This is a genomic window from Acidovorax sp. M2(2025), from assembly GCF_049330835.1.
In the GTDB taxonomy this organism is placed as follows: domain Bacteria; phylum Pseudomonadota; class Gammaproteobacteria; order Burkholderiales; family Burkholderiaceae_C; genus Acidovorax.
The window spans coordinates 2,762,677-2,782,111 of the sequence record NZ_CP186262.1 but is presented as its reverse complement, the minus strand read 5'-3'; the positions used below and the strand labels follow the sequence as shown (position 1 = coordinate 2,782,111).

Below are 19,435 nucleotides of genomic sequence, written 5' to 3'. Positions count from 1 at the left end.
GTGCATTCGGCGCGGGCGCGGGGGGTGCCGCGCGCTGCAATGTGCTACCAATGGTATAGCTGCCTGCGCTTTATGGGCGGGCGCTAGAGCCTGTTTTTATTGGTATTTTTGCTCCAGCGCGTCCCAGTGGGTTTTGCGCACCAGCCGTTGGCGTTCTGCAAAGGGCGCCACCAGCGCAGGGTCTTCATCGATGCGCTGGTGGTCGCGCAGCACGGTCAGCGCCCTTTGCATTCCGGCCACGGCGCCCTGCAGGGCCGCGTTGGCGTACAGCACCAGGCCGTAGCCCAGGTCCGCCAGCTCGCGGGCGCCGGTGATAGGGGTCTTGCCGCCGATCACCAGGTTGATGAGCTGGGGCCGCGGCAGCAGCGCGGGCAGGGCGCGCACCTGCTCGGCGGTGGTCACGGCCTCCACGAACAGGATGTCGGCCCCGGCTTCGGCGTACTGCCCGGCGCGCTCCACGGCGGCGTCAAAGCCGTGCACGGCGGCCGCGTCGGTGCGGGCCATGATGAGCAGGTCGCCATCGCGCCGCGCATCGCACGCCGCGCGGATCTTGCCCACCATCTCGCGCGCATCGACCACGTCCTTGCCGTGGAAGTGGCCGCAGCGCTTGGGGCTGACCTGGTCCTCCAGCTGGATGCAGTCGGCGCCCGCGCGCTCCAGCGTGCGCACGGTGTGGTAGGTGTTGAGCGCGTTGCCGAACCCCGTGTCGGCATCGACGATCAGCGGCAGCTGCACCGCGTCGCGGATGCGGGCCGTCTGGTCGGCGATGTCGGCCAGGCCCATGAAGGCCTGGTCCGGCAGGCCCAGGCCCATGTTGGTCACGCCGGCGCCGGTGATATAGAGGGCTTCGAACCCCAGGTCTTCCACCACGCGGGCGGAAAGGGGATTGAAGGCGCCGGGGACGAGGACGCCGCGGCGGGCCTGGGCGAGCGCGCGCAGCTGCTGTTTGGTGTTCATGGTTTTGCTTTCTTGGTGGAGCTACAGAGGGACGGGCGTGGAGAGGTGCTGCCGTTTAGAGCGGAGGCACCCGGACCCAGCCCTCCATCAGGATTCGGGCGCTGCGGCTCATGAGGGCTTTGGTGACGGTCCATTGGCCGTTGATCCGCTCTGCCTCGGCCCCCACGTGCAACGTGCCGGAAGGGTGGCCGAAGCGCACGGCGCTGGGCGTGCCCCCGCCCGCCGCCTGGTTGACCAGCGTGCCCGGCACGGCCGCCGCCGCGCCGATGGCCACGGCCGCCGTGCCCATCATGGCGTGGTGCAGCTGGCCCATCGAGAGGGCGCGCACCAGCAGGTCCACGTCCTCTTTGCGCACCCGCTTGCCGCTGGCGGCCGTGTAGCTGGCCGGCGGTGCCACGAAGGCGATCTTGGGCGTGTGCTGGCGCGTGGCGGCCTCGGCGGGCGTGGCGATCAGGCCCATCTGCACGGCGCCGTGCGCGCGAACGGCCTCCAGGCGCGCCAGCGCCGCGGCATCGCCGTTGATGTCGGCTTGCAGCTCGGTGCCGGTGTAGCCCAGGTCGCCGGCGTTGAGAAAAATGGTGGGAATGCCCGCGTTGATGAGCGTGGCCTGGAAGCTGCCCACGCCGGGCACCTCGAGCCGGTCCACCACGTTGCCCGTGGGGAAGAGGGCTCCGGCGTCATCGGACGGGTTCAGGAACTCCAGCGGCACTTCGGCGGCGGGAAACGTGACGCCGTCCAGCTCGAAGTCGCCCAGCTCCTGCACCTGGCCGCCCGCAATGGGCACGTGCGCCACGATGGCCTTGCCAATGTTGGCCTGCCAGATGCGCACCGCCAGGTGGCCGTGCTGCGGAATGCGTGCGGCATCGATCAGCCCCATGTGCAGGGCGCACGGCCCCACGGCGGCCGAGAGGTTGCCGCAGTTGCCGCTCCAGTCCACCAGCGGGCGGTCGATGGCGACCTGGCCGAACAGGTAGTCCACGTCGTGCCCTGGCCGCGTGCTGCGCGAGAGGATCACGGCCTTGCTGGTGCTGGACGAGGCGTTGCCCAGGCCGTCGATCTGCTTGCCATACGGGTCGGGGCTGCCCAGCACCCGCAGCAGCAGGGCGTCCCGCGCGGGGCCGGGTCGCTGCGCGGCCTGGGGCAGGTCTTGCAGGCGGAAGAACACGCCTTTGCTGGTGCCGCCGCGCAGGTAGGTGGCGGGGATTTTGATTTGGTTGGTGATAGGGGTCATGGTGTGGTGGTTTCTCCCCTCTCCCCTTGCGGGAGAGGGGCCGGGGGAGAGGGGGGCTGCGCCTGCAGCGCTGCCCAGATGGCTTCGGGCACGCTGTGCGTGTTGTGCAGGATGTCGTTGTTCCAAAAGCGCAGCAGGGCGAAGCCCTGGCTGCGCAACCAGGCATCGCGGGTGGCGTCGTGGTCTGAATCCACATGTTGCCCACCGTCTGCCTCCACGATCAGCCGCAGGCCGAAATGCACGAAGTCCACGAAGTCCACGATGTAGGGGCCGATGGGCTGCTGGCGCCGGAATTTCTGGCCGTCCATGCGGTGGGCGCGCAGGTGCTTCCATAGCAGCTGCTCTGCGTCGGTCATGTTCTGGCGCAGGGTTTTGGTGAATTGGCGTTGGTGCATGGGCGGGGACCCCTCTCCCCCGACCCCTCTCCCGCGAGGGGAGAGGGGGGCAAAACGGATGGCAACGATTGTCTTCACGCTCGCGCCTCTCGCCCGCCAGGGGAGCGGGGAGGACGATATGGAGCCGCGCCGGTTGTCGCGCGCAAGCCCCTCTCCCCCAGCCCCTCTCCCGCGAGGGGAGAGGGGAGCAAAACGGACGGCAGCGATTGTCTTCACGCGCGCGCCTCTCCCGCCAGGGGAGCGGGGCGGAAGATATGAAGCAGCGGTTGTCATCGCGCGCAAGCCCCTCTCCCCTCGCGGGAGAGGGGTTGGGGAGAGGGGGCAGCCCCAGTCCGCGCCGCCAAAAAATCCTGCGCAAACCGCTGCAGCACACCACCCGCCTCATACACCGACACCTCTTCCGCCGTGTCCAGCCGACACGCCACCGGCACCCGCAGCGTCTCGCCGTTGCGCCGGTGCACCACCAGCGCCAAGGTGGCGCCCGGTGTCCGCTCCCCTTCCACGCCATAGGTCTCCGTGCCATCCAGCCCCAGCGTCCGGCGGTTCACGCCGGGCGCAAACTCCAGCGGCAGCACCCCCATCCCGATCAGGTTGGTGCGGTGGATGCGCTCAAAGCCTTCCGCCACCACCACCTCCACCCCCGCCAGCCGCACGCCCTTGGCGGCCCAGTCCCGGCTGGAGCCCTGGCCGTAGTCGGCACCCGCGATGATGATGAGCGGCTGGCGGCGGTGCAGGTAAGTCTCGATAGCCTCCCACATGCGCACCACCTGGCCCTCGGGTTCCACCCGGGCCAGCGAGCCTTTTTTGACCTGGCCGTCGACCACGGCCATTTCGTTGACGAGCTGCGGGTTCGCCAACGTGGCGCGCAGGGCGGTGAGGTGGTCGCCCCGGTGGGTGGCGTAGGAGTTGAAGTCTTCCTCGGGCACGCCCATGCGCGCCAGGTATTCGCCTGCGGCACTGCCCGGCAGGATGGCGTTGGAGGGCGAGAGGTGGTCGGTCGTGATGTTGTCGGGCAGGATGGCCAGCGGGCGCATGCCCTGCAAGGTGCGCGGGTGGGCGGCCAGCGCGCCAACGCCTTCGGTGTCCCAGTACGGCGGGCGGCGGATGTAGGTGGACTGCGGGCGCCAGTCGTACTGGGGCGGCACGGCCCGGCCGTCGTCCTGCCGCAGCGCAAACATGGGCTCGTACACGGCGCGGAACTGCGCGGGCTGGACCGCCCGGGCCACCACGGCGTCGATTTCTTCGTCGCCGGGCCACAGGTCCTTGAGCCGGGTGGGCTGGCCGTTGACCTCCGCCAGCACATCGTTTTCGATGTCAAAGCGCACGGTGCCCGCAATCGCATAGGCCACCACCAGCGGCGGCGACGCCAGAAACGCTTGCTTGGCATAGGGGTGGATGCGCCCGTCAAAGTTGCGGTTGCCCGAGAGAACGGCCGTCGCATACAGGTCACGGTCAATGATCTCCTGCTGGATGGCTGGAGGAAGCGCGCCGCTCATGCCGTTGCAGGTGGTGCAGGCAAAGCCCACGATGCCAAAACCCAGCTGTTCCAGCTCGGCCAGCAGGCCCGCCTCCTTCAAATAGAGCTCCACCGCCCGGGAGCCCGGCGCCAGCGACGTCTTGACCCACGGCTTGCGCGTGAGGCCCAGCCGGTTCACATTGCGCGCCAGCAGACCGGCGGCGATCACGTTGCGCGGGTTGCTGGTGTTGGTGCAGCTGGTGATGGCGGCGACGACCACGGCGCCGTCGGGCATCGTGCCCTCGCCGGGGGCGGGCATGGCCCAGGGGCCGGCAATGCCCCGGGCTGCCAGCTCGGTCGTGGCCACGCGTGCGTGCGGATGGGAGGGGCCGGCCAGGTTGCGCACCACGGTGGACAGGTCAAAGCGCAGGGTGCGGTCGTACACGGCGCCCGCGAGCGTGCCGGCCCACAAGCCGGCGGCTTGGGCATAGGTTTCGACCAGCGCCACCTGGCGGGCCTCGCGGCCGGTCAGCCGCAGGTAGTCCAGCGTCTGTTCGTCGATGCTGAACAGCGCGGCCGTGGCGCCATATTCGGGCGCCATGTTGGAGATGGTGGCGCGGTCGCCCAGGGTGAGCTTTGATGCGCCTTCGCCAAAGAACTCCAGGTAGGCACCCACCACCTTGGCCTTGCGCAGGAACTCGGTGAGCGCCAGCACCACGTCGGTGGCGGTGATGCCGTCCTGGCGCTGGCCGGTCAGCTCCACGCCCACGATCTCGGGCAGGCGCATCCACACGGCGCGGCCCAGCATCACGCTCTCGGCCTCCAGGCCGCCCACGCCCACGGCGATCACGCCCAGCGCATCCACGTGCGGCGTGTGGCTGTCGGTTCCCACGCAGGTGTCGGGGTAGGCCACGCCGTGGTCGGCATGGACCACGGGCGACATTTTTTCCAGGTTGATCTGGTGCATGATCCCGTTGCCCGCCGGGATCACCGCCACGTTGGCAAAAGCCTTCTTCGTCCATTCGATGAAGTGGAAGCGGTCTTCATTGCGGCGGTCTTCGATGGCGCGGTTCTTGGCAAACGCACCGGGGTCGGCGCCGCCGCACTCCACGGCCAGCGAGTGGTCCACGATGAGCTGCACCGGCACCACCGGGTTCACGGCGGCCGGGTCGCCGCCTTCCTGGGCGATGGCGTCGCGCAGCCCGGCCAGGTCCACCAGCGCCGTCTGGCCCAGGATGTCGTGGCACACCACCCGCGCCGGGAACCAGGGGAAGTCGGCGTCGCGCCGGCGCCCGATGAGCTGGCGCAGGTAGCTGTCCCGCTGCGCAGGATCGGCGCGGCGCACCAGGTTTTCGGCGTGCACGCGCGCGGTGTAGGGCAGGGCGGCCCAGGCGCCGGGCTGCAGGGCTTCAACGGCTTCGCGCGCGTCGAAATACTGCAGCGCCGTGCCGGGAAGCGGTTTGCGGTGGGCGGTGTTCATCATGGGATGGGGTGGGCTTGCTCTTGTTTTGTGAGCTGCTCGCGTTTTAGGGGCGCTATTTTCAGAAGAAAAACATGCTGGAAATGGCGTGAAGCGAGCGCGGGCAGCTATGGTTTTTGATCAGCGGCGCTCGTCAATCGGCACAAACTGCCGGTCTTCCGGCCCGGTGTAGTGGGCGCTGGGGCGGATGATCTTGTTGTCCTGGCGCTGCTCGATCACGTGCGCGGCCCAGCCGCTGGTGCGGGCAATGACGAACAGCGGCGTGAACATGGCGGTGGGCACCTGCATCATGTGGTAGCTCACGGCGCTGAACCAGTCGAGGTTGGGGAACATCTTCTTCTCCTCCCACATCACGGACTCCAGGCGCTCGGCGATGTCGTACATCTTGGTCGACCCGGCCTCTTGCGACAGGCGCCGGGCCACGCCCTTGATGATGGCGTTGCGCGGATCGCTCACGGTGTACACCGGGTGGCCGAAGCCGATCACCACCTCCTTGGCCTGCACGCGGCGGCGGATGTCGTCCTCGGCCTGCGCGGGGTTGTCGTAGCGCTTCTGGATCTCGAACGCCACCTCGTTGGCCCCCCCGTGCTTGGGGCCGCGCAGCGCGCCAATGGCGCCGGCCATGCTGGAATACATGTCGCTGCCGGTGCCGGCGATCACGCGGGCGGTGAAGGTGCTGGCGTTGAATTCGTGCTCTGCGTACAGGTTCAGCGAGGTGTGCATGGCGCGCACCCAGCTGGCGGGCGGCGGGGTGCCGTGCAGCAGGTGCAGGAAGTGGCCGCCGATGGAGTCGTCCTGCGTCTCCACCGCAATGCGCCGGCCCGAGTTGCTGAAGTGGTACCAGTACAGCAGCATGCTGCCCAGGCTGGCCATCAGCCGGTCGGCAATGTCTCTGCTGCCGGGCAGGTTGTGGTCGTCCTTCTCGGGCAGCGCGCAGCCCAGGGCCGAGACGCCGGTGCGCATCACGTCCATGGGGTGGCTGGCGGCGGGCAGCTGCTCCAGCGCCGCCTTCACGCTGCCGGGCAGGCCGCGCAGGGCGCGCAGCTTGGCCTTGTAGGCGTTCAGTTCGGCGTGGGTCGGCAGCTTGCCGTGCACCAGCAGGTGCGCGATCTCCTCGAACTCGCACACCTCGGCCATGTCCAGGATGTCATAGCCGCGGTAGTGCAGGTCGTTTCCGGTGCGGCCCACGGTGCACAGGGCGGTGGTGCCGGCCTCCACGCCGGACAGGGCGACGGATTTCTTGGGCCGGAAGGCGGGGGCCAGGATGGGGGCGTTCATGCAAAGGTCTCCTGCAGGTGGGGTGGCGGTGTTCAGGCTTGTCATACTTCGCAATCTACGCACAATGGTGTGTGTGCAAAAGACCTGAAATGGCGAAGATTTGCGAACGCCGCCACGGCAGTTTGCAAATGTTGCGAATAACCGGATCCGCCCAACAATGAAAAAGACCTTCATGGGAGTGCGCCTGCGCCGCCTGCGCGAAGAGCGCGGCATGACCCAGGTGGCTCTGGCGCGCGCGCTGGACCTGTCCGCCAGCTACCTCAACCAGATCGAGCAGAACCAGCGCCCGCTGACGGTGCCGGTGCTGCTCAAGATCAACGCCGTGTTCGGCGTAGACGTGCAGCGGTTTTCCGACGATGACGAGGCGCGCCTGATCACCGCGCTGCGCGAAGCGCTGGCCGATGCGCCCCCCGCCGCGGGCGGGGAGGGGGTTTCGCTGGCCGAGATCCGCGAGCTGGCCGCCCACATGCCCGCCGTGGCCCGCACGCTGCTGGCGCTGCACCAGGGGCGGCGCGAGGCGCTGGAGCGCCTGGAGGCCCTGGGCGCGCAAAACGCCCAGTGGGGCCTGGGCGACGACCGCAGCGCTGCCGCCGCGCCCTGGCAGCCGCCCGCGCCCATGGCGTACGAGGAAGTGCGCGACTTCTTCTTTGCGCGGCAGAACCACATTGCCACGCTGGACGATGCGGCCGAACGCTGTGCGAGCGACTGGGCGCTGCAGCCCGGCCGTGCGGACGAGAGCCTGGCGCGGCGGCTGGAGGCCGCCCATGGCGTGCGCCTGGCCGACGGGGCGGAGCTGCCCGGCGGTGCGCAGCGGGTGTTCCACGCGGACACCCGCGTGCTGCAGCTGGCGGCGGGGCTGTCGCGGGGGCAGCGGGCCTTCCAGATGGCCACGCAGCTGGCGTTTCTGGAGCAGGGCGCCGAGCTGGCCCGCCTGGCCGAGGGCGCCGGCCTGTCCAGCGACCAGGCGCGGGCGCTGGCGCGCATCGGGCTGGCCCAGTATTTCGCGGGGGCGCTGGTCTTGCCCTACACCGCGCTCCTGCGCGCCGCCGAGGCCGCGCACTATGACATCGACCGGCTGTGCCGCCAGTTCGGCGTGGGCTTCGAGACGGTGTGCCACCGGCTGTCCACCCTGCAGCGGCCCAGTGCCCGCGGCGTGCCGTTCTTTTTCATCCGCGTGGACCGGGCGGGCAACATCAGCAAGCGGCAGTCGGCCACGCACTTCCACTTCAGCAAGGTGGGCGGCACCTGCCCGCTGTGGAATGTGTACGAGGCATTTGCGCAGCCCGGCCGCACGGTGCCGCAGGTGGCCCGTATGCCCGACGGGCGCACCTACCTGTGGATCGCCCGCACCGTCGCCCGCCGCGCCGGCGCCTGGGGCGCGCCCGGCAAGGAGTTTTCGGTGGCGCTGGGCTGCGACATCCGCCACGCGCCGCAGCTGGTGTATGCCCGCGGGCTGGACCTGGCCAACCCCGAGGCCGCCGTGCCCATCGGCATGGGCTGCAAGGTCTGCGAGCGCGGCGACTGCCCGCAGCGGGCGTTTCCCCCCATCGGCAGGGCGCTGGCCGTGGACGAAAACCGCAGCCTTTTCACGCCCTACGCCGTTGCGGCCGCTCGGCCGGAGCGGCCTCATTTGTGACTGATAAGTTACAAAATACGCTCTTCATTTCATAGCTTGCACCGCCCGGTAATGTTGCGCAGGAGGCACTTTTTTGCAAAAAGAAGCGTGGTAACCGTTTGTTGGCCGAGGCAACCGTAGATTGCCGGTATCCTGCGCTCTTTCCCGTGCGGCCGGGTGGCCGCCGGGGCGGCAACGCAAGGTTTTCCCCCTGGACTCTCCGAGCACTTTCTTTCCTGCGGCGGACCCGGTGCCTCCACCGGGCCGGTACCGGCACTGGGTGTCGGGCGTGGCCGTGGCCGCGTCCGGGCTGGTGCTGAGCGGATTGCTGGGCTGGCACCAGGCACAGGCCACGGCCGAGATCGAAAAGGCCCGCTTCAGCCAGGAAACCCGGGCGTTCACCGAAGCCCTGCGCCAGCGGCTGGCGGGCCACACCGAAGTGGTCAACGCACTGCGCGGCCTGTTCACCGCCAACCCGCACCTGTCGCGGCTGGACTTCGAGCGTGCCGCCAGCGAGATGGAGGTGGGCCAGCGCTACCCCGGGGTGCGCAATCTCTCGTTCACCCGCTGGGTGCCGGGCAGCGAGCGCGCAGCCTACGAGGCCCGGGTGCGGGCCGACACGTCGCTGTCCCCGCAGGGCCTCCCGGATTTCCACATCCACCCGCCTGGCGAGCGGGCGGAATACTTTGTGGCCGAGTACCTGTGGCCCATGGTGGGCAACGAGGGCATCCTGGGCCTGGACATCAGCGCCCAGCCGGCCAACCTGGCGGCCATGCGCTACAGCCGGGACAGCGGCCAGACGGTGGTGTCCGCACCGTTCGACCTGCTGCAGGAAGCCGAGCACCGGGCCGGCATCGTGATTCGCGTGCCGGTGTTCGACCCCACGGCCGGCACGGCCGAGCTGCGTTTTCTGGGCGCGGTGGCGTCGACCATCCGCGTGTACGACCTGGTGCAAGGGCTGGGCCAGCAGGGCCTGCTCGAAGGCATTGCCGTGGCCATGTCCGACCTGGGCCCCGTGCGCACCGACCCCAGCCAGAGCACCGCGCTGCCGCTGCTGGAGCTGACGGCCCCCGCGCTGCCAGGCGCCCAGCCCGTGGTGCGCGACGTGGTGGTGCACGACCGGCGCTGGCGCTTCACCTTCTACCCCACGCGCACGTTCCTCACCCCGTCGGAATCCCGCCTGCCGTGGCTCGCCGGGCTGGCCGGGGCGCTGGTGTCGCTGCTGCTGGCCACCACCGTGGGGCTGCTGTCACGCCAGCGCACCCTGGCGCTGGCACGGGCGCAGGCCTCCGAAGAGGCGCGGCGCGAGAGCGAGGAGCGGTTCCGCGCGCTGTTCAACCAGGCCACCGTGGGCGTGGCGCAGGTGGACACCGCTACGGGCCGGTATGTGCGCGTGAACCAGCGCTATGCCGACATCCTGGGCTACGCCCACCCGCGCGACCTGCTGGGCCGCTCGTTCCACGACATCGTCCACCCCGCGGACCTGCCGAACGACCTGGCGCAGCTGGAGCGGCTGAAAACCGGGGAGGTGCCGCAGTACCGCCTGGAACAGCGCCTGCTGCGCCAGGATGGGCAGGTGGTCTGGGGCGACGTCACCGTCTCGCCGCTGTGGCTGCCCGGAGCGGCGCCGGAGCGCCACATCGCGGTGGTGCAGGACATCACCTCGCGCAAGCGCATGGAAGAGACCCTGCGCAGCAACGAACACCGCCTGCGCGGCATTCTGGAGCGGCTGCCCATGGGGCTGTGCCTGGTGGAGCCGGACGGGCGCATCACCTTCCGCAACCAGCGCTACGTGGAGATCTGCGGCTACACCGAGGCCGAGGTGCCCGACGTGGAGACGTGGTGGGCGCGGGCCTTTCCCGACCCGCAGCGCCGCGCCGCGGCCCGCCAGAGCTGGCGCGATGCGCTGGCGCGGGCGCAGGCCCGCAACGGGGTGGTGCCCAGCGGCGAGTACGCCATCCGCTGCCAGGACGGCCAGATGCGGCCGGTGGAAGTGTCCGGCGTGCAGGTGGAGGGCGGGCACCTGGTGACCATGCAGGACCTGAGCGAGCGCAAGGCGGCCGAGGAGGAGATCAACCACCTGGCCTACTACGACCCGCTCACCCGCCTGCCCAACCGGCGCCTGCTGATGGACCGCCTGCAGCAGGCGCTGGCCACCAGCGCCCGCCACGAGCGCAGCGGCGCGCTGCTGCTGCTGGACCTGGACAACTTCAAGACCCTGAACGAAACCCGTGGGCACGACAGCGGCGACAGCCTGCTGCAGGAGGTGGCGCACCGCCTGCGCAGCTGCCTGCACGAGGACGACACGGTGGCCCGCCAGGGCGGCGACGAGTTCGTGGTGGTGCTGGAGGCGCTGGGCGACAGCCCCGAGGAGGCCGCCGCGCGCAGCGAGGAGGTGGGCCAGCGCATCCTGTCGGTGCTGCGCGAACCGTACCGGCTGGCGGGCGGCGAATACCACAGCTCCATCAGCATGGGCATCACCATCTTCAGCGGCATGCGCGAGACGGTGGACGAACTGCTCAAGCGGGCCGACCTGGCGCTGTACCAGGCCAAGAACGCGGGGCGCGACACGCTGCGCTTCTACGACCCGCAGATGCAGGCCGCCGTCAGCGCCCGGGCGGCGCTGGAGCTGGACATGCGCGCCGGCCTGGCCCAGGGCCAGTTCGAGCTGTACTACCAGCCGCAGATCGACCGCGGCCGCATCACCGGCGCCGAGGCCCTGCTGCGCTGGCGCCACCCGCGGGACGGGTTTGTCTCGCCCGCGCAGTTCATCCCCCTGGCGGAGGAAACCGGCCTCATCCTGCCCCTGGGCGAGTGGGTGCTGCAGGCCGCCTGCGTGCAGCTGGCGCGCTGGGCCGCGGCCCCCGAGCTGGCGGGGCTGAGCCTGGCGGTCAATGTGAGCCCGCGGCAGTTCCACCAGAACAGCTTTGTTCCCCAGGTGCTCGCGGCCCTGGCCAGCTCGGGCGCGGACGGGCGCCAGCTCAAGCTGGAGATGACCGAGGGCCTGCTGCTGCAGGACGTGGAGGACACCATCGACAAGATGGGCCAGCTCAAGGGCTATGGCGTGGGCTTCTCGCTGGACGACTTCGGCACGGGGTATTCGTCGCTGGCCTACCTCAAGCGCCTGCCGCTGGACCAGCTCAAGATCGACCAGAGCTTCGTGCGCGACGTGCTGACCGACCCCAACGACGCCGCCATCGCCCGCACCGTGGTCGCGCTGGGCACCAGCCTGGGCCTGCGGGTGATTGCGGAAGGCGTGGAAACCGAAGCCCAGCGCGAATTCCTGGCGCGCCACCACTGCCACGCCTGGCAGGGGTACCTGTTCAGCCCGCCGGTGCCGGCGGCCGACTTCGAGGCGCTGGTGCGCCAGATGAATAGGTAGTCCCCCAGAGGCGCTGCGCGCCATCCCCCCGGAGGGGGGCGCACCCTTGTGGCCTGGCGGAGCCAGTTCCACGGGTGCACTGGCGTGGGGGAGCGCCAGTATCGGAGCGAGCGGGTCCTTCGTCGTACTGCAAAATTAATAGCTGCTACCGCTTGCTGAACGGGCGTTTCAGCCTATTTTTATCTCTAGTGCGGCAAACTTGGTGCCACAGCACCGCGCGCAAACCATTTGCAGCAGGTGAGGGCAGGGTGGCGCGGTATCATTCCGCCCTTGCCGCCAGCGGGTTTCCCTATGGAGCGGCCACCCGGCGCCACCGCCTGTCCTGTCTGTCACGCCTTCTTTGCCCGCTTTCTGACCCGTGCGTCTTACCTCCATCAAGCTTTCCGGCTTCAAGTCGTTCGCTGAGCCCACCAATTTCATGCTGCCCGGCCAGCTGGTGGGGGTGGTGGGCCCCAACGGCTGCGGCAAGTCCAACATCATGGACGCCGTGCGCTGGGTGCTGGGCGAGAGCAAGGCCAGCGAGCTGCGCGGCGAGTCGATGCAGGACGTGATCTTCAGCGGCACCACCACCCGCAAGCAGGCCAGCCGCGCCAGCGTGGAGCTGGTGTTCGACAACTCCGACCACCGCGCGGGCGGCCAGTGGAGCCAGTTTGCCGAGATCGCCGTGCGCCGCGTGCTCACGCGCGACGGCACCAGCAGCTACTTCCTGAACAACCAGCCCGTGCGCCGCCGCGACGTGCAGGACGTGTTCCTGGGCACGGGCCTGGGGCCGCGGGCCTACGCCATCATCGGGCAGGGCACCATCAGCCGCATCATCGAAAGCCGCCCCGAGGAGCTGCGCCTGTTCCTGGAAGAGGCCGCCGGCGTCTCCAAGTACAAGGAGCGCCGCCGCGAGACGGAAAACCGCCTGTCGGACACGCGCGAGAACCTCACCCGGGTGGAAGACATCCTGCGCGAGCTGAACGCCAACCTCGAAAAGCTGGAAAAGCAGGCCGAGGTGGCCGCCCGCTACAACACCCTGCAGGCCGACGCGACCCTCAAGCAGCACCAGCTGTGGTTCCTCAAGCGCGCCGATGCCGAGGCCGACCAGGCCAAGGTGCGGCTCGACGGCCTGCAGGCCGTCAACGACCTGGAATCGCGCATGGCCGACCTGCGCGCCGTCGAATCGGACCTCGAAACCATCCGCCAGGCCCACTACGCGGCCGGCGACCAGGTCAACCAGGCCCAGGGCAAGCTCTACGAGGCCACGGCCGAGGTCGGCAAGCTGGAGGCCGAGATCCGCTACGTGGTGGAAGGCCGCCAGCGTGTGGAGCAGCGCCTGGTGACGCTGGCCGAGCAGATCGCCCAGTGGCAGGCCCGCAAGGAAGAGGCCGACATCGAGCTGGAGAACCTGGCCGGCGCGGGCGTGGACGCCGAAGAGCGTGCCGAGCTGCTGGCCGCCCAGATGGAAGAGCAGGCGATGCAGCTGCCCGACCTGGAAGACGCCCTGCGCCAGGCGCAAAGCCGCGCCAGCGAGCAACGCGCCAGCGTGGTGCAGGTGCAGCAGCAGATCGGCGTGCTGGCGGCGGAGCAGCGCAGCATCGACGAACAAAGCCGCCAGCTGGACGCGCGTTTTGAGCGCCTGCGCTCCGACCGCAATGCGCTGGCGGCGCCGGACGAGGCCCGCCTGGACAACCTGCGCGAACAGCTCGATGCCGCCCAGGAAATTGCCGGGACCACCGAGGCCCGCCTGCAGGAGCTGCAGGAGGCCGTGCCCCAGCTGGACGACGACCGCCGTGCGCGCCAGCAGGCCGTGAACAGCGAAAGCGCCCGCCAGGCCGACCTCTCGGCGCGGCTGGAGGCGCTCAAGGCGCTGCAGGAAAAGGTCAAGACCGACGGCAAGCTGCGCCCCTGGCTGGCCAAGCACGGGCTGGAAGGCCTGCAGGGCCTGTGGAGCCGCATCCACATCGAGCCCGGCTGGGAAAACGCCCTGGAGGCCGCGCTGCGCGAGCGCCTGGGCGCGCTGGAGGTCGGCCGCCTGGAGATGGTGCGCGGCTTCCTGGGTTCGGGCACCGACGCGCCGCCCGCGCGGCTGGCCTTCTACAGCCCGCCCGCCGCGGGCCAGGCCGAGCCGCCGTCGGCACAGCCCCGACTGTCCGATCTGCTGCGGCTTCATGACGGGGGGCTGCGCGCCGTGCTGTGCGACTGGCTGCAAGGCTGCTTCACCGCCCCCACGCTGGACGAGGCCCTGGCCCGCCGCGCCGCACTGCAGCCGGGCGAGGTGATTTTTGTGCCGTCCGGCCACGCCGTCAGCGCGCACAGCGTGTCCTTCTATGCACAGGACTCCGAGCAGTCCGGCCTGCTCGCCCGGGCGCAGGAGATCGAGAACCTCGAAAAGGAGCTGCGCGCCCAGGCTTTGATCGCCGAGGAATCCCGCACGGCGCTGGTGCGCGCCGAAGCGGCCTACGCCGACGCATCGCAGCGTTTGGTCGCGGCGCGGCGCGAAGCCTCCGAGGCGCAGAGCCGGGCGCACGAGCTGCAGGTGGAGACGCTGCGCCTGTCCCAGCTGGCCGAGCAGACCCGCGCCCGCAGCCAGCAGATCGACGGCGACCTGGCCGAAGTGGAAGCGCAGCTCGCTGATCTGCAGGAGCGTCGCGTGGCCGCCGAGGCCCGGTTTGAAGAGCTGGACATGCAACTGGCCGAAAGCCAGGAGCGCGAAGCCAGCCTGGGCGACCGCGTGATCGAGGCCGAGCGCCGCCTCGCCGCCTGCCGCGAGCAGCAGCGCACGCTGGAGCGCCAGGTGCAGGAAGCCACGTTCTCCCAGCGCAGCCTGGAGGCGCGCCGGGGCGAGCTCAACCGCTCCATCGAGACGGCTACGCAGCAGGCCGTCGCGCTGGCCGACGAGCAGCAGCGCGCCCGCGATGAGCTGGCGCGGCTGTCCGACGCGGCCGCCCAGGGCGGGCTGCAGCAGGCGCTGGACGTGAAGATGGAGCGCGAAAAGCAGCTGGCCGCGCAGCGCAGCGAATACGACGACCTGACCACCAAGCTGCGCGCCAGCGACGAACGCCGCATGCAGCTGGAACGCGCGCTGGACCCGCTGCGCCAGCGCATCACCGAATTCCAGCTCAAGGAGCAGGCCGCGCGCCTGGGCCTGGAGCAGTACACCACCTTGCTGGCCGACGCGCAGGCCGACCTGGAGGCCGTGGCGCGCTCCATCGCCGAGGGCAATGTGCGGGTGCAGGGCCTGCAGGCCGAGATCGACCGCCTGCACCGCGAGATCGCCGCCCTGGGCGCCGTCAACCTGGCCGCGCTGGACGAGCTGAACCTGGCGCGCGAGCGCAAGGTCTTCCTGGACGCGCAGACCGCCGACCTGACCGAGGCGATGAACACGCTGGAAGACGCGATCCGCAAGATCGACGGCGAAACCCGCCAACTGCTCTCGGGCACCTTCGACACCGTGAACGCGCACTTTGGCCGCATGTTCCCCGAGCTGTTCGGCGGCGGGCAGGCCAAGCTCATCATCACCGGCGACGAAATCCTCGACTCCGGCGTGCAGGTGATGGCCCAGCCGCCCGGCAAGAAGAACCAGACCATCCACTTGCTGTCGGGCGGCGAAAAGGCCCTGACGGCCATCGCGCTGGTGTTCGCCATCTTCCAGCTCAACCCCGCGCCGTTCTGCCTGCTGGACGAGGTGGACGCGCCGCTGGACGACGCCAACACCGAGCGCTATGCCAAGCTGGTGTCCAGCATGTCCAAGGGCACGCAGTTCCTGTTCATCAGCCACAACAAGATCGCCATGGAAATGGCCGAGCAACTGATCGGCGTGACCATGCAGGAGCAGGGCGTCTCGCGCATCGTGGCGGTGGACATGGAATCCGCGCTGTCGATGGTGGATGCTTGAAGAAAGAAGATGACGCCCCCCTGTGTCGCTTCGCAACGGACAGTAGAAGACCCCCTCACCTATGAGCACATTGCAACTGAGTCTGGCCATCGTGGGCGGCCTGGTGCTGGCCCTGATCGTTGCCTACAACACCTGGACCTCGCGCCGCAACGCCCCCAAGCGCGCCTTGCCGCAGGAGCACGAGCCGGCCGCCGGTATGGCGGACCCGGCCCTGCGCCAGGAGCCCGGCTTCGACGGCGGCGCGGTGGCCGTGCCGGGCGATGCGTTCCAGGACCTGGACCGCGGCCTGGAGCCCGCCGACGGCCATGCCGTGGACCTGAGCGAAGCGTTGCACATGCCCGTGCCGCCGCTGTCGGCCGAGCGCCGCCTGGGGCTGGACCCGCTCATCGACGTGATTGCCGGCCTGCAGGTCGAGCACGTGGTGTCCGGCGACGCCGCGCTGGCCGCGCTGCCGCCCACGCGCCGCGCCGGCAGCAAGCCGTTTGCCATCGAGGGCCTGAACGAGGCCACCCAGCAGTGGGAGACGCCCGCCGCCGGCCAGCGCTACCAGGGCTTCCAGGCCGGCGTGCAGCTGGCCAACCGCATGGGCGCGCTCAACGAGATCGAGTTCTCTGAGTTCGTGATGAAGACGCAAGGCTTTGCCGACGCGATCAACGCCGCGCCGGACTTCCCCGACATGCTGCAGGAGGTGGCCCGCGCCCGCGAGCTGGACCAGTTTGCCAGCGAGCATGATGCGCAGCTGATGTTCATGTTGCGGGCCCGCCAAGCCGCCTGGAGCCCCGGCTACGTGCAGCAGAACGCCGCCCGCCTGGGCTTTGTGCCCGGCGCCATGCCCGGGCGCCTGGTGCTGCCCGTCTCGACGCCCGGCCTGCCGCCGCTGCTGACCCTGGGCTACGACACCCAGGCCGCCCTGGCCGAGGACCCCGACCAGTCCGCCATCCGCGACATCACGCTGAGCCTGGACGTGCCGCAGGTGTACCGCACGGAACAGCCCTTCACCCGGCTGCGCGACGTGGCTGCCGCGCTGTGCCAGGCCATGGACGGCGTGCTGTGCGACCAGAACGGCACCCCGCTGCCCGCCATGGCCATGGAGCCCATCGCCGCCGACCTGGAGCTGCTCTACGACCAGCTGGACGGCCGGGACTTGTCCGCAGGGTCGGCGCTCGCGCGCAGGCTCTTCAGCTGAGTGGCCGTGGCACGGGGGGCGAGCGCCGCGCAGGTACGGCTGGCTAACGAAGCCGACCACCGAGCCGTCAGGGCGCTGTACCGCGAACTGCGTCCGCAGGACCCGGAGTTGAGTGACGAGGCGTCCTTCCAGGCGTTCCGCGCGGTTCTCCATTCGCCGCAGGCAAGGCTGGTGGTTGCGCTGGACGATGGCGAAATCGGTGCCACCTGCATGCTGGCATGCCTGCCGAATTTCGCGAGCGCGGGCAGGCCCATCGGTGTCATCGAGCACGTGATTACCGGCGAGCGATTTCGCCGCCGGGGCTTGGCGTGGGCGGCGCTGGCGTTCGCCCTGGACGAGGCCTGGGCTATGGACTGCTGCAAGGTGTTCCTGCTCTCGGGTGCGCAGCGGGTGCAAGCCCACCGGCTCTACGAATCCGTCGGGTTTGTCGGGGGACGGGAACTGGGTTTTGTCCAAAAGAATCCCAGCGGGGTCCACCATGACTGAGCAATCCGACCTTTTTTCGGCCGCAGCGCAGACCAGCCAAGCGCAAGCAGCTATCAAAATTGAAGCGCTGCGGGCGCAGCTCAACACCTGGGCGCACCAGTACTACGTGCTGGACGAGCCCTCCGTGCCCGATGCGGAGTACGACCGGGTCTTTCGTGAGCTGCAGGCGCTGGAAGCCGCGCACCCCGATCTCATCACGCCCGATTCGCCCACACAGCGCGTGATCGGCGCGGTGATGGACGGCCTCACGCCCGTGCGGCACGCGGTGCCCATGCTGAGCATCCACACCGAGACCGACACCGAGGCCACCGGCGCCCAGGCGTTTGACACGCGGGTGCGGCGCGAGCTGGGCCTGGCGCCGGCCGACCCGCCGGTCGAATACGTGGCCGAGCCCAAGTTCGACGGCCTGGCCATGAGCCTGCGCTATGAGAACCGCCGGCTGGTGCAGGCTGCCACCCGCGGCGATGGCGAGGTGGGCGAGGACGTGACGCACAACATCCGCACCATCCGCCAGATCCCGCTGACCCTGCCGGACGGCGTGCCGCCACTCCTGGAGGTGCGCGGCGAGGTGTACATGCGCCGGGCCGATTTCGACGCACTGAACGAGCGCCAGCGCGAGCAGGGCGGCAAGACCTTTGTGAACCCGCGCAACGCGGCGGCGGGCGCGGTGCGCCAGCTCGACTCGGGCATCGCGGCCCAGCGGCCGCTGAGCTTCTTTGCCTACGGCCTGGGCGCCGTCACCCCGGCAGGCGAGGGCGGGCCCGTGTTCCGCACCCACTACGAGCTGCTGCAGGCGCTCAAATCCTGGGGTTTTCCGGTGGCAGCCCAGGTGCAGATTGCGCAAGGTGCTACTGAATTGGTAGCGTACCACCAGCAGGTGGGGGCCAGCCGCGACGCGCTGCCCTACGACATTGACGGCGTGGTCTACAAGGTGAACTCGCTGCAGCTGCAGCGCGACCTGGGCTTCAAGACCCGCGAGCCGCGCTGGGCCGTGGCACACAAGTACCCCGCGCAGGAGATGGCCACGCGGGTGGAGGGCATCGACGTGCAGGTGGGCCGCACCGGCAAGATCACCCCCGTGGCGCGGCTGGCGCCCGTGTTCGTGGGCGGCGTCACGGTGACCAACGCCACGCTGCACAACCTGTTCGAGATCCGCAAGAAGGGCGTGCGCAAGGGGGACACGGTCATCGTGCGCCGTGCGGGCGACGTGATCCCCGAGGTGGTGGGCGTGATGCCCGGCAACCGCGTGGGCTACGTGCCCAACTTCCACATGCCCAAGACCTGCCCCGTGTGCGGCAGCGCCGTGGTGCGCGAGAAGGGCGAGGCCAACCACCGCTGCACGGGCGGCCTGTTCTGCGCCGCGCAGCGCAAGGAGGCCATCCTGCACTTTGCCGCGCGCCGCGCCATGGACATCGAGGGCCTGGGCGACAAGCTGGTGGACCAGCTGGTGGACCAGGGCGTGATCCGCACGCTGCCCGACCTGTACCGGCTGGGCCTGGCCTCGCTGGTCGCGCTGGAGCGCATGGCCGAGAAATCGGCGCAGAACGTGCTGGCCGCGCTGGAAAAGTCCAAGCAGACCACGCTGCCGCGCTTCTTGTTCGGCTTGGGGCTGCGCCATGTCGGCGAGGCCACGGCCAAGGACCTGGCGCGGCACTTTGGCACGCTGGACGCCATCATGGATGCCAGCGTGGACGAGCTGCTGCAGGTGAACGACGTGGGCCCCGTGGTGGCGCAGGCCATCCACACCTTCTTCGAGCAGCCCCACAACCGCGAGGTGGTGGAGCAGCTGCGCGCCTGCGGCGTGACCTGGCCCGAAGGGGCGCCGGCCGAGCGCGCGCCCCAGGTGCTGGCGGGCAAGACCGTGGTGCTCACCGGCACGCTGCCCACGCTCAGCCGCGACGCGGCCAAGGACTTGCTCGAGGCGGCCGGCGCCAAGGTGGCCGGCTCGGTGAGCAAGAAGACCAGTTATGTAGTGGCCGGTGCCGAAGCCGGCAGCAAGCTGGCCAAGGCCGAGGAGCTGGGCGTGCCGGTGCTCGATGAAGCCGGCATGCTCGCCCTGCTGGCGGCCGGCCCGGACCTGTGAGGTTTT

The 19,435-nt window shown here is 69.8% G+C and carries 11 protein-coding genes; 6 read left to right on the top strand and 5 right to left on the bottom strand.

Annotated elements, in window-relative coordinates; all coding sequences use genetic code 11:
- Positions 1-96: 96 nt before the first annotated feature.
- From ACOYR3_RS12895 to prpC, 5 genes are all read right to left on the bottom strand, one after another.
- Positions 97-957, bottom strand: a complete 861-nt coding sequence (locus ACOYR3_RS12895) for an isocitrate lyase/PEP mutase family protein (protein ID WP_422842774.1) — start codon at positions 955-957, stop codon at positions 97-99.
- Positions 958-1,012: 55 nt separating this feature from the next.
- Complete coding sequence (gene prpF, locus ACOYR3_RS12890) at positions 1,013-2,188, bottom strand: 2-methylaconitate cis-trans isomerase PrpF (RefSeq protein ID WP_422842773.1); 1,176 nt, start codon at positions 2,186-2,188, stop codon at positions 1,013-1,015.
- Entirely contained in the window at positions 2,185-2,583 is a 399-nt protein-coding gene (locus tag ACOYR3_RS12885; protein WP_422842772.1) for an endonuclease domain-containing protein, read from the bottom strand. Before ACOYR3_RS12885 ends, prpF begins: the two co-directional genes overlap by 4 nt.
- A gap of 269 nt (positions 2,584-2,852) precedes the next feature.
- The gene (gene acnD, locus ACOYR3_RS12880) at positions 2,853-5,519 is read right to left on the bottom strand and encodes a Fe/S-dependent 2-methylisocitrate dehydratase AcnD (RefSeq protein WP_422846584.1); all 2,667 of its coding nucleotides are present in this window, start codon (positions 5,517-5,519) and stop codon (positions 2,853-2,855) included.
- Between the two features lie 120 nt (positions 5,520-5,639).
- Positions 5,640-6,797: a bifunctional 2-methylcitrate synthase/citrate synthase gene (gene prpC / locus ACOYR3_RS12875; RefSeq protein ID WP_422842771.1), complete on the bottom strand. Its 1,158-nt coding sequence runs from the start codon at positions 6,795-6,797 to the stop codon at positions 5,640-5,642.
- 157 nt (positions 6,798-6,954) lie between these two features.
- Here prpC and ACOYR3_RS12870 point away from each other — a divergent pair, with 157 nt between their 5' ends.
- The 6 genes from ACOYR3_RS12870 to ligA all read left to right on the top strand — a co-directional run bounded on the left by ACOYR3_RS12870 (position 6,955) and on the right by ligA (position 19,429).
- Positions 6,955-8,433, top strand: a complete 1,479-nt coding sequence (locus tag ACOYR3_RS12870) for a short-chain fatty acyl-CoA regulator family protein (RefSeq protein WP_422842770.1) — start codon at positions 6,955-6,957, stop codon at positions 8,431-8,433.
- 229 nt (positions 8,434-8,662) lie between these two features.
- Positions 8,663-11,794, top strand: a complete 3,132-nt coding sequence (locus tag ACOYR3_RS12865) for a bifunctional diguanylate cyclase/phosphodiesterase (RefSeq protein ID WP_422842769.1) — start codon at positions 8,663-8,665, stop codon at positions 11,792-11,794.
- Between the two features lie 358 nt (positions 11,795-12,152).
- A complete protein-coding gene (gene smc / locus ACOYR3_RS12860; protein WP_422842768.1) occupies positions 12,153-15,674 on the top strand; it encodes a chromosome segregation protein SMC in 3,522 nt (1,173 codons plus the stop codon).
- 61 nt (positions 15,675-15,735) lie between these two features.
- A complete protein-coding gene (locus ACOYR3_RS12855) occupies positions 15,736-16,860 on the top strand; it encodes a cell division protein FtsZ (protein WP_422842767.1) in 1,125 nt (374 codons plus the stop codon).
- A complete protein-coding gene (locus ACOYR3_RS12850) occupies positions 16,861-17,346 on the top strand; it encodes a GNAT family N-acetyltransferase (protein ID WP_422842766.1) in 486 nt (161 codons plus the stop codon).
- A complete protein-coding gene (ligA, locus tag ACOYR3_RS12845; RefSeq protein WP_422842765.1) occupies positions 17,339-19,429 on the top strand; it encodes an NAD-dependent DNA ligase LigA in 2,091 nt (696 codons plus the stop codon). The genes ACOYR3_RS12850 and ligA overlap by 8 nt, the downstream gene beginning before the upstream one ends.
- The last annotated feature ends 6 nt before the right edge of the window (positions 19,430-19,435 follow it).

Bases quoted from the DNA above. Each gene is read 5' to 3' on its own strand.
- ACOYR3_RS12855 (WP_422842767.1), top strand. From the start codon at position 15,736: ATGAGCACATTGCAACTGAGTCTGGCCATCGTGGGCGGCCTGGTGCTG.
- ACOYR3_RS12895 (WP_422842774.1), bottom strand. From the start codon at position 957: ATGAACACCAAACAGCAGCTGCGCGCGCTCGCCCAGGCCCGCCGCGGC.
- prpF (WP_422842773.1), bottom strand. From the start codon at position 2,188: ATGACCCCTATCACCAACCAAATCAAAATCCCCGCCACCTACCTGCGC.
- prpC (WP_422842771.1), bottom strand. From the start codon at position 6,797: ATGAACGCCCCCATCCTGGCCCCCGCCTTCCGGCCCAAGAAATCCGTC.
- ligA (WP_422842765.1), top strand. From the start codon at position 17,339: ATGACTGAGCAATCCGACCTTTTTTCGGCCGCAGCGCAGACCAGCCAA.
- ACOYR3_RS12870 (WP_422842770.1), top strand. From the start codon at position 6,955: ATGAAAAAGACCTTCATGGGAGTGCGCCTGCGCCGCCTGCGCGAAGAG.
- acnD (WP_422846584.1), bottom strand. From the start codon at position 5,519: ATGAACACCGCCCACCGCAAACCGCTTCCCGGCACGGCGCTGCAGTAT.
- ACOYR3_RS12885 (WP_422842772.1), bottom strand. From the start codon at position 2,583: ATGCACCAACGCCAATTCACCAAAACCCTGCGCCAGAACATGACCGAC.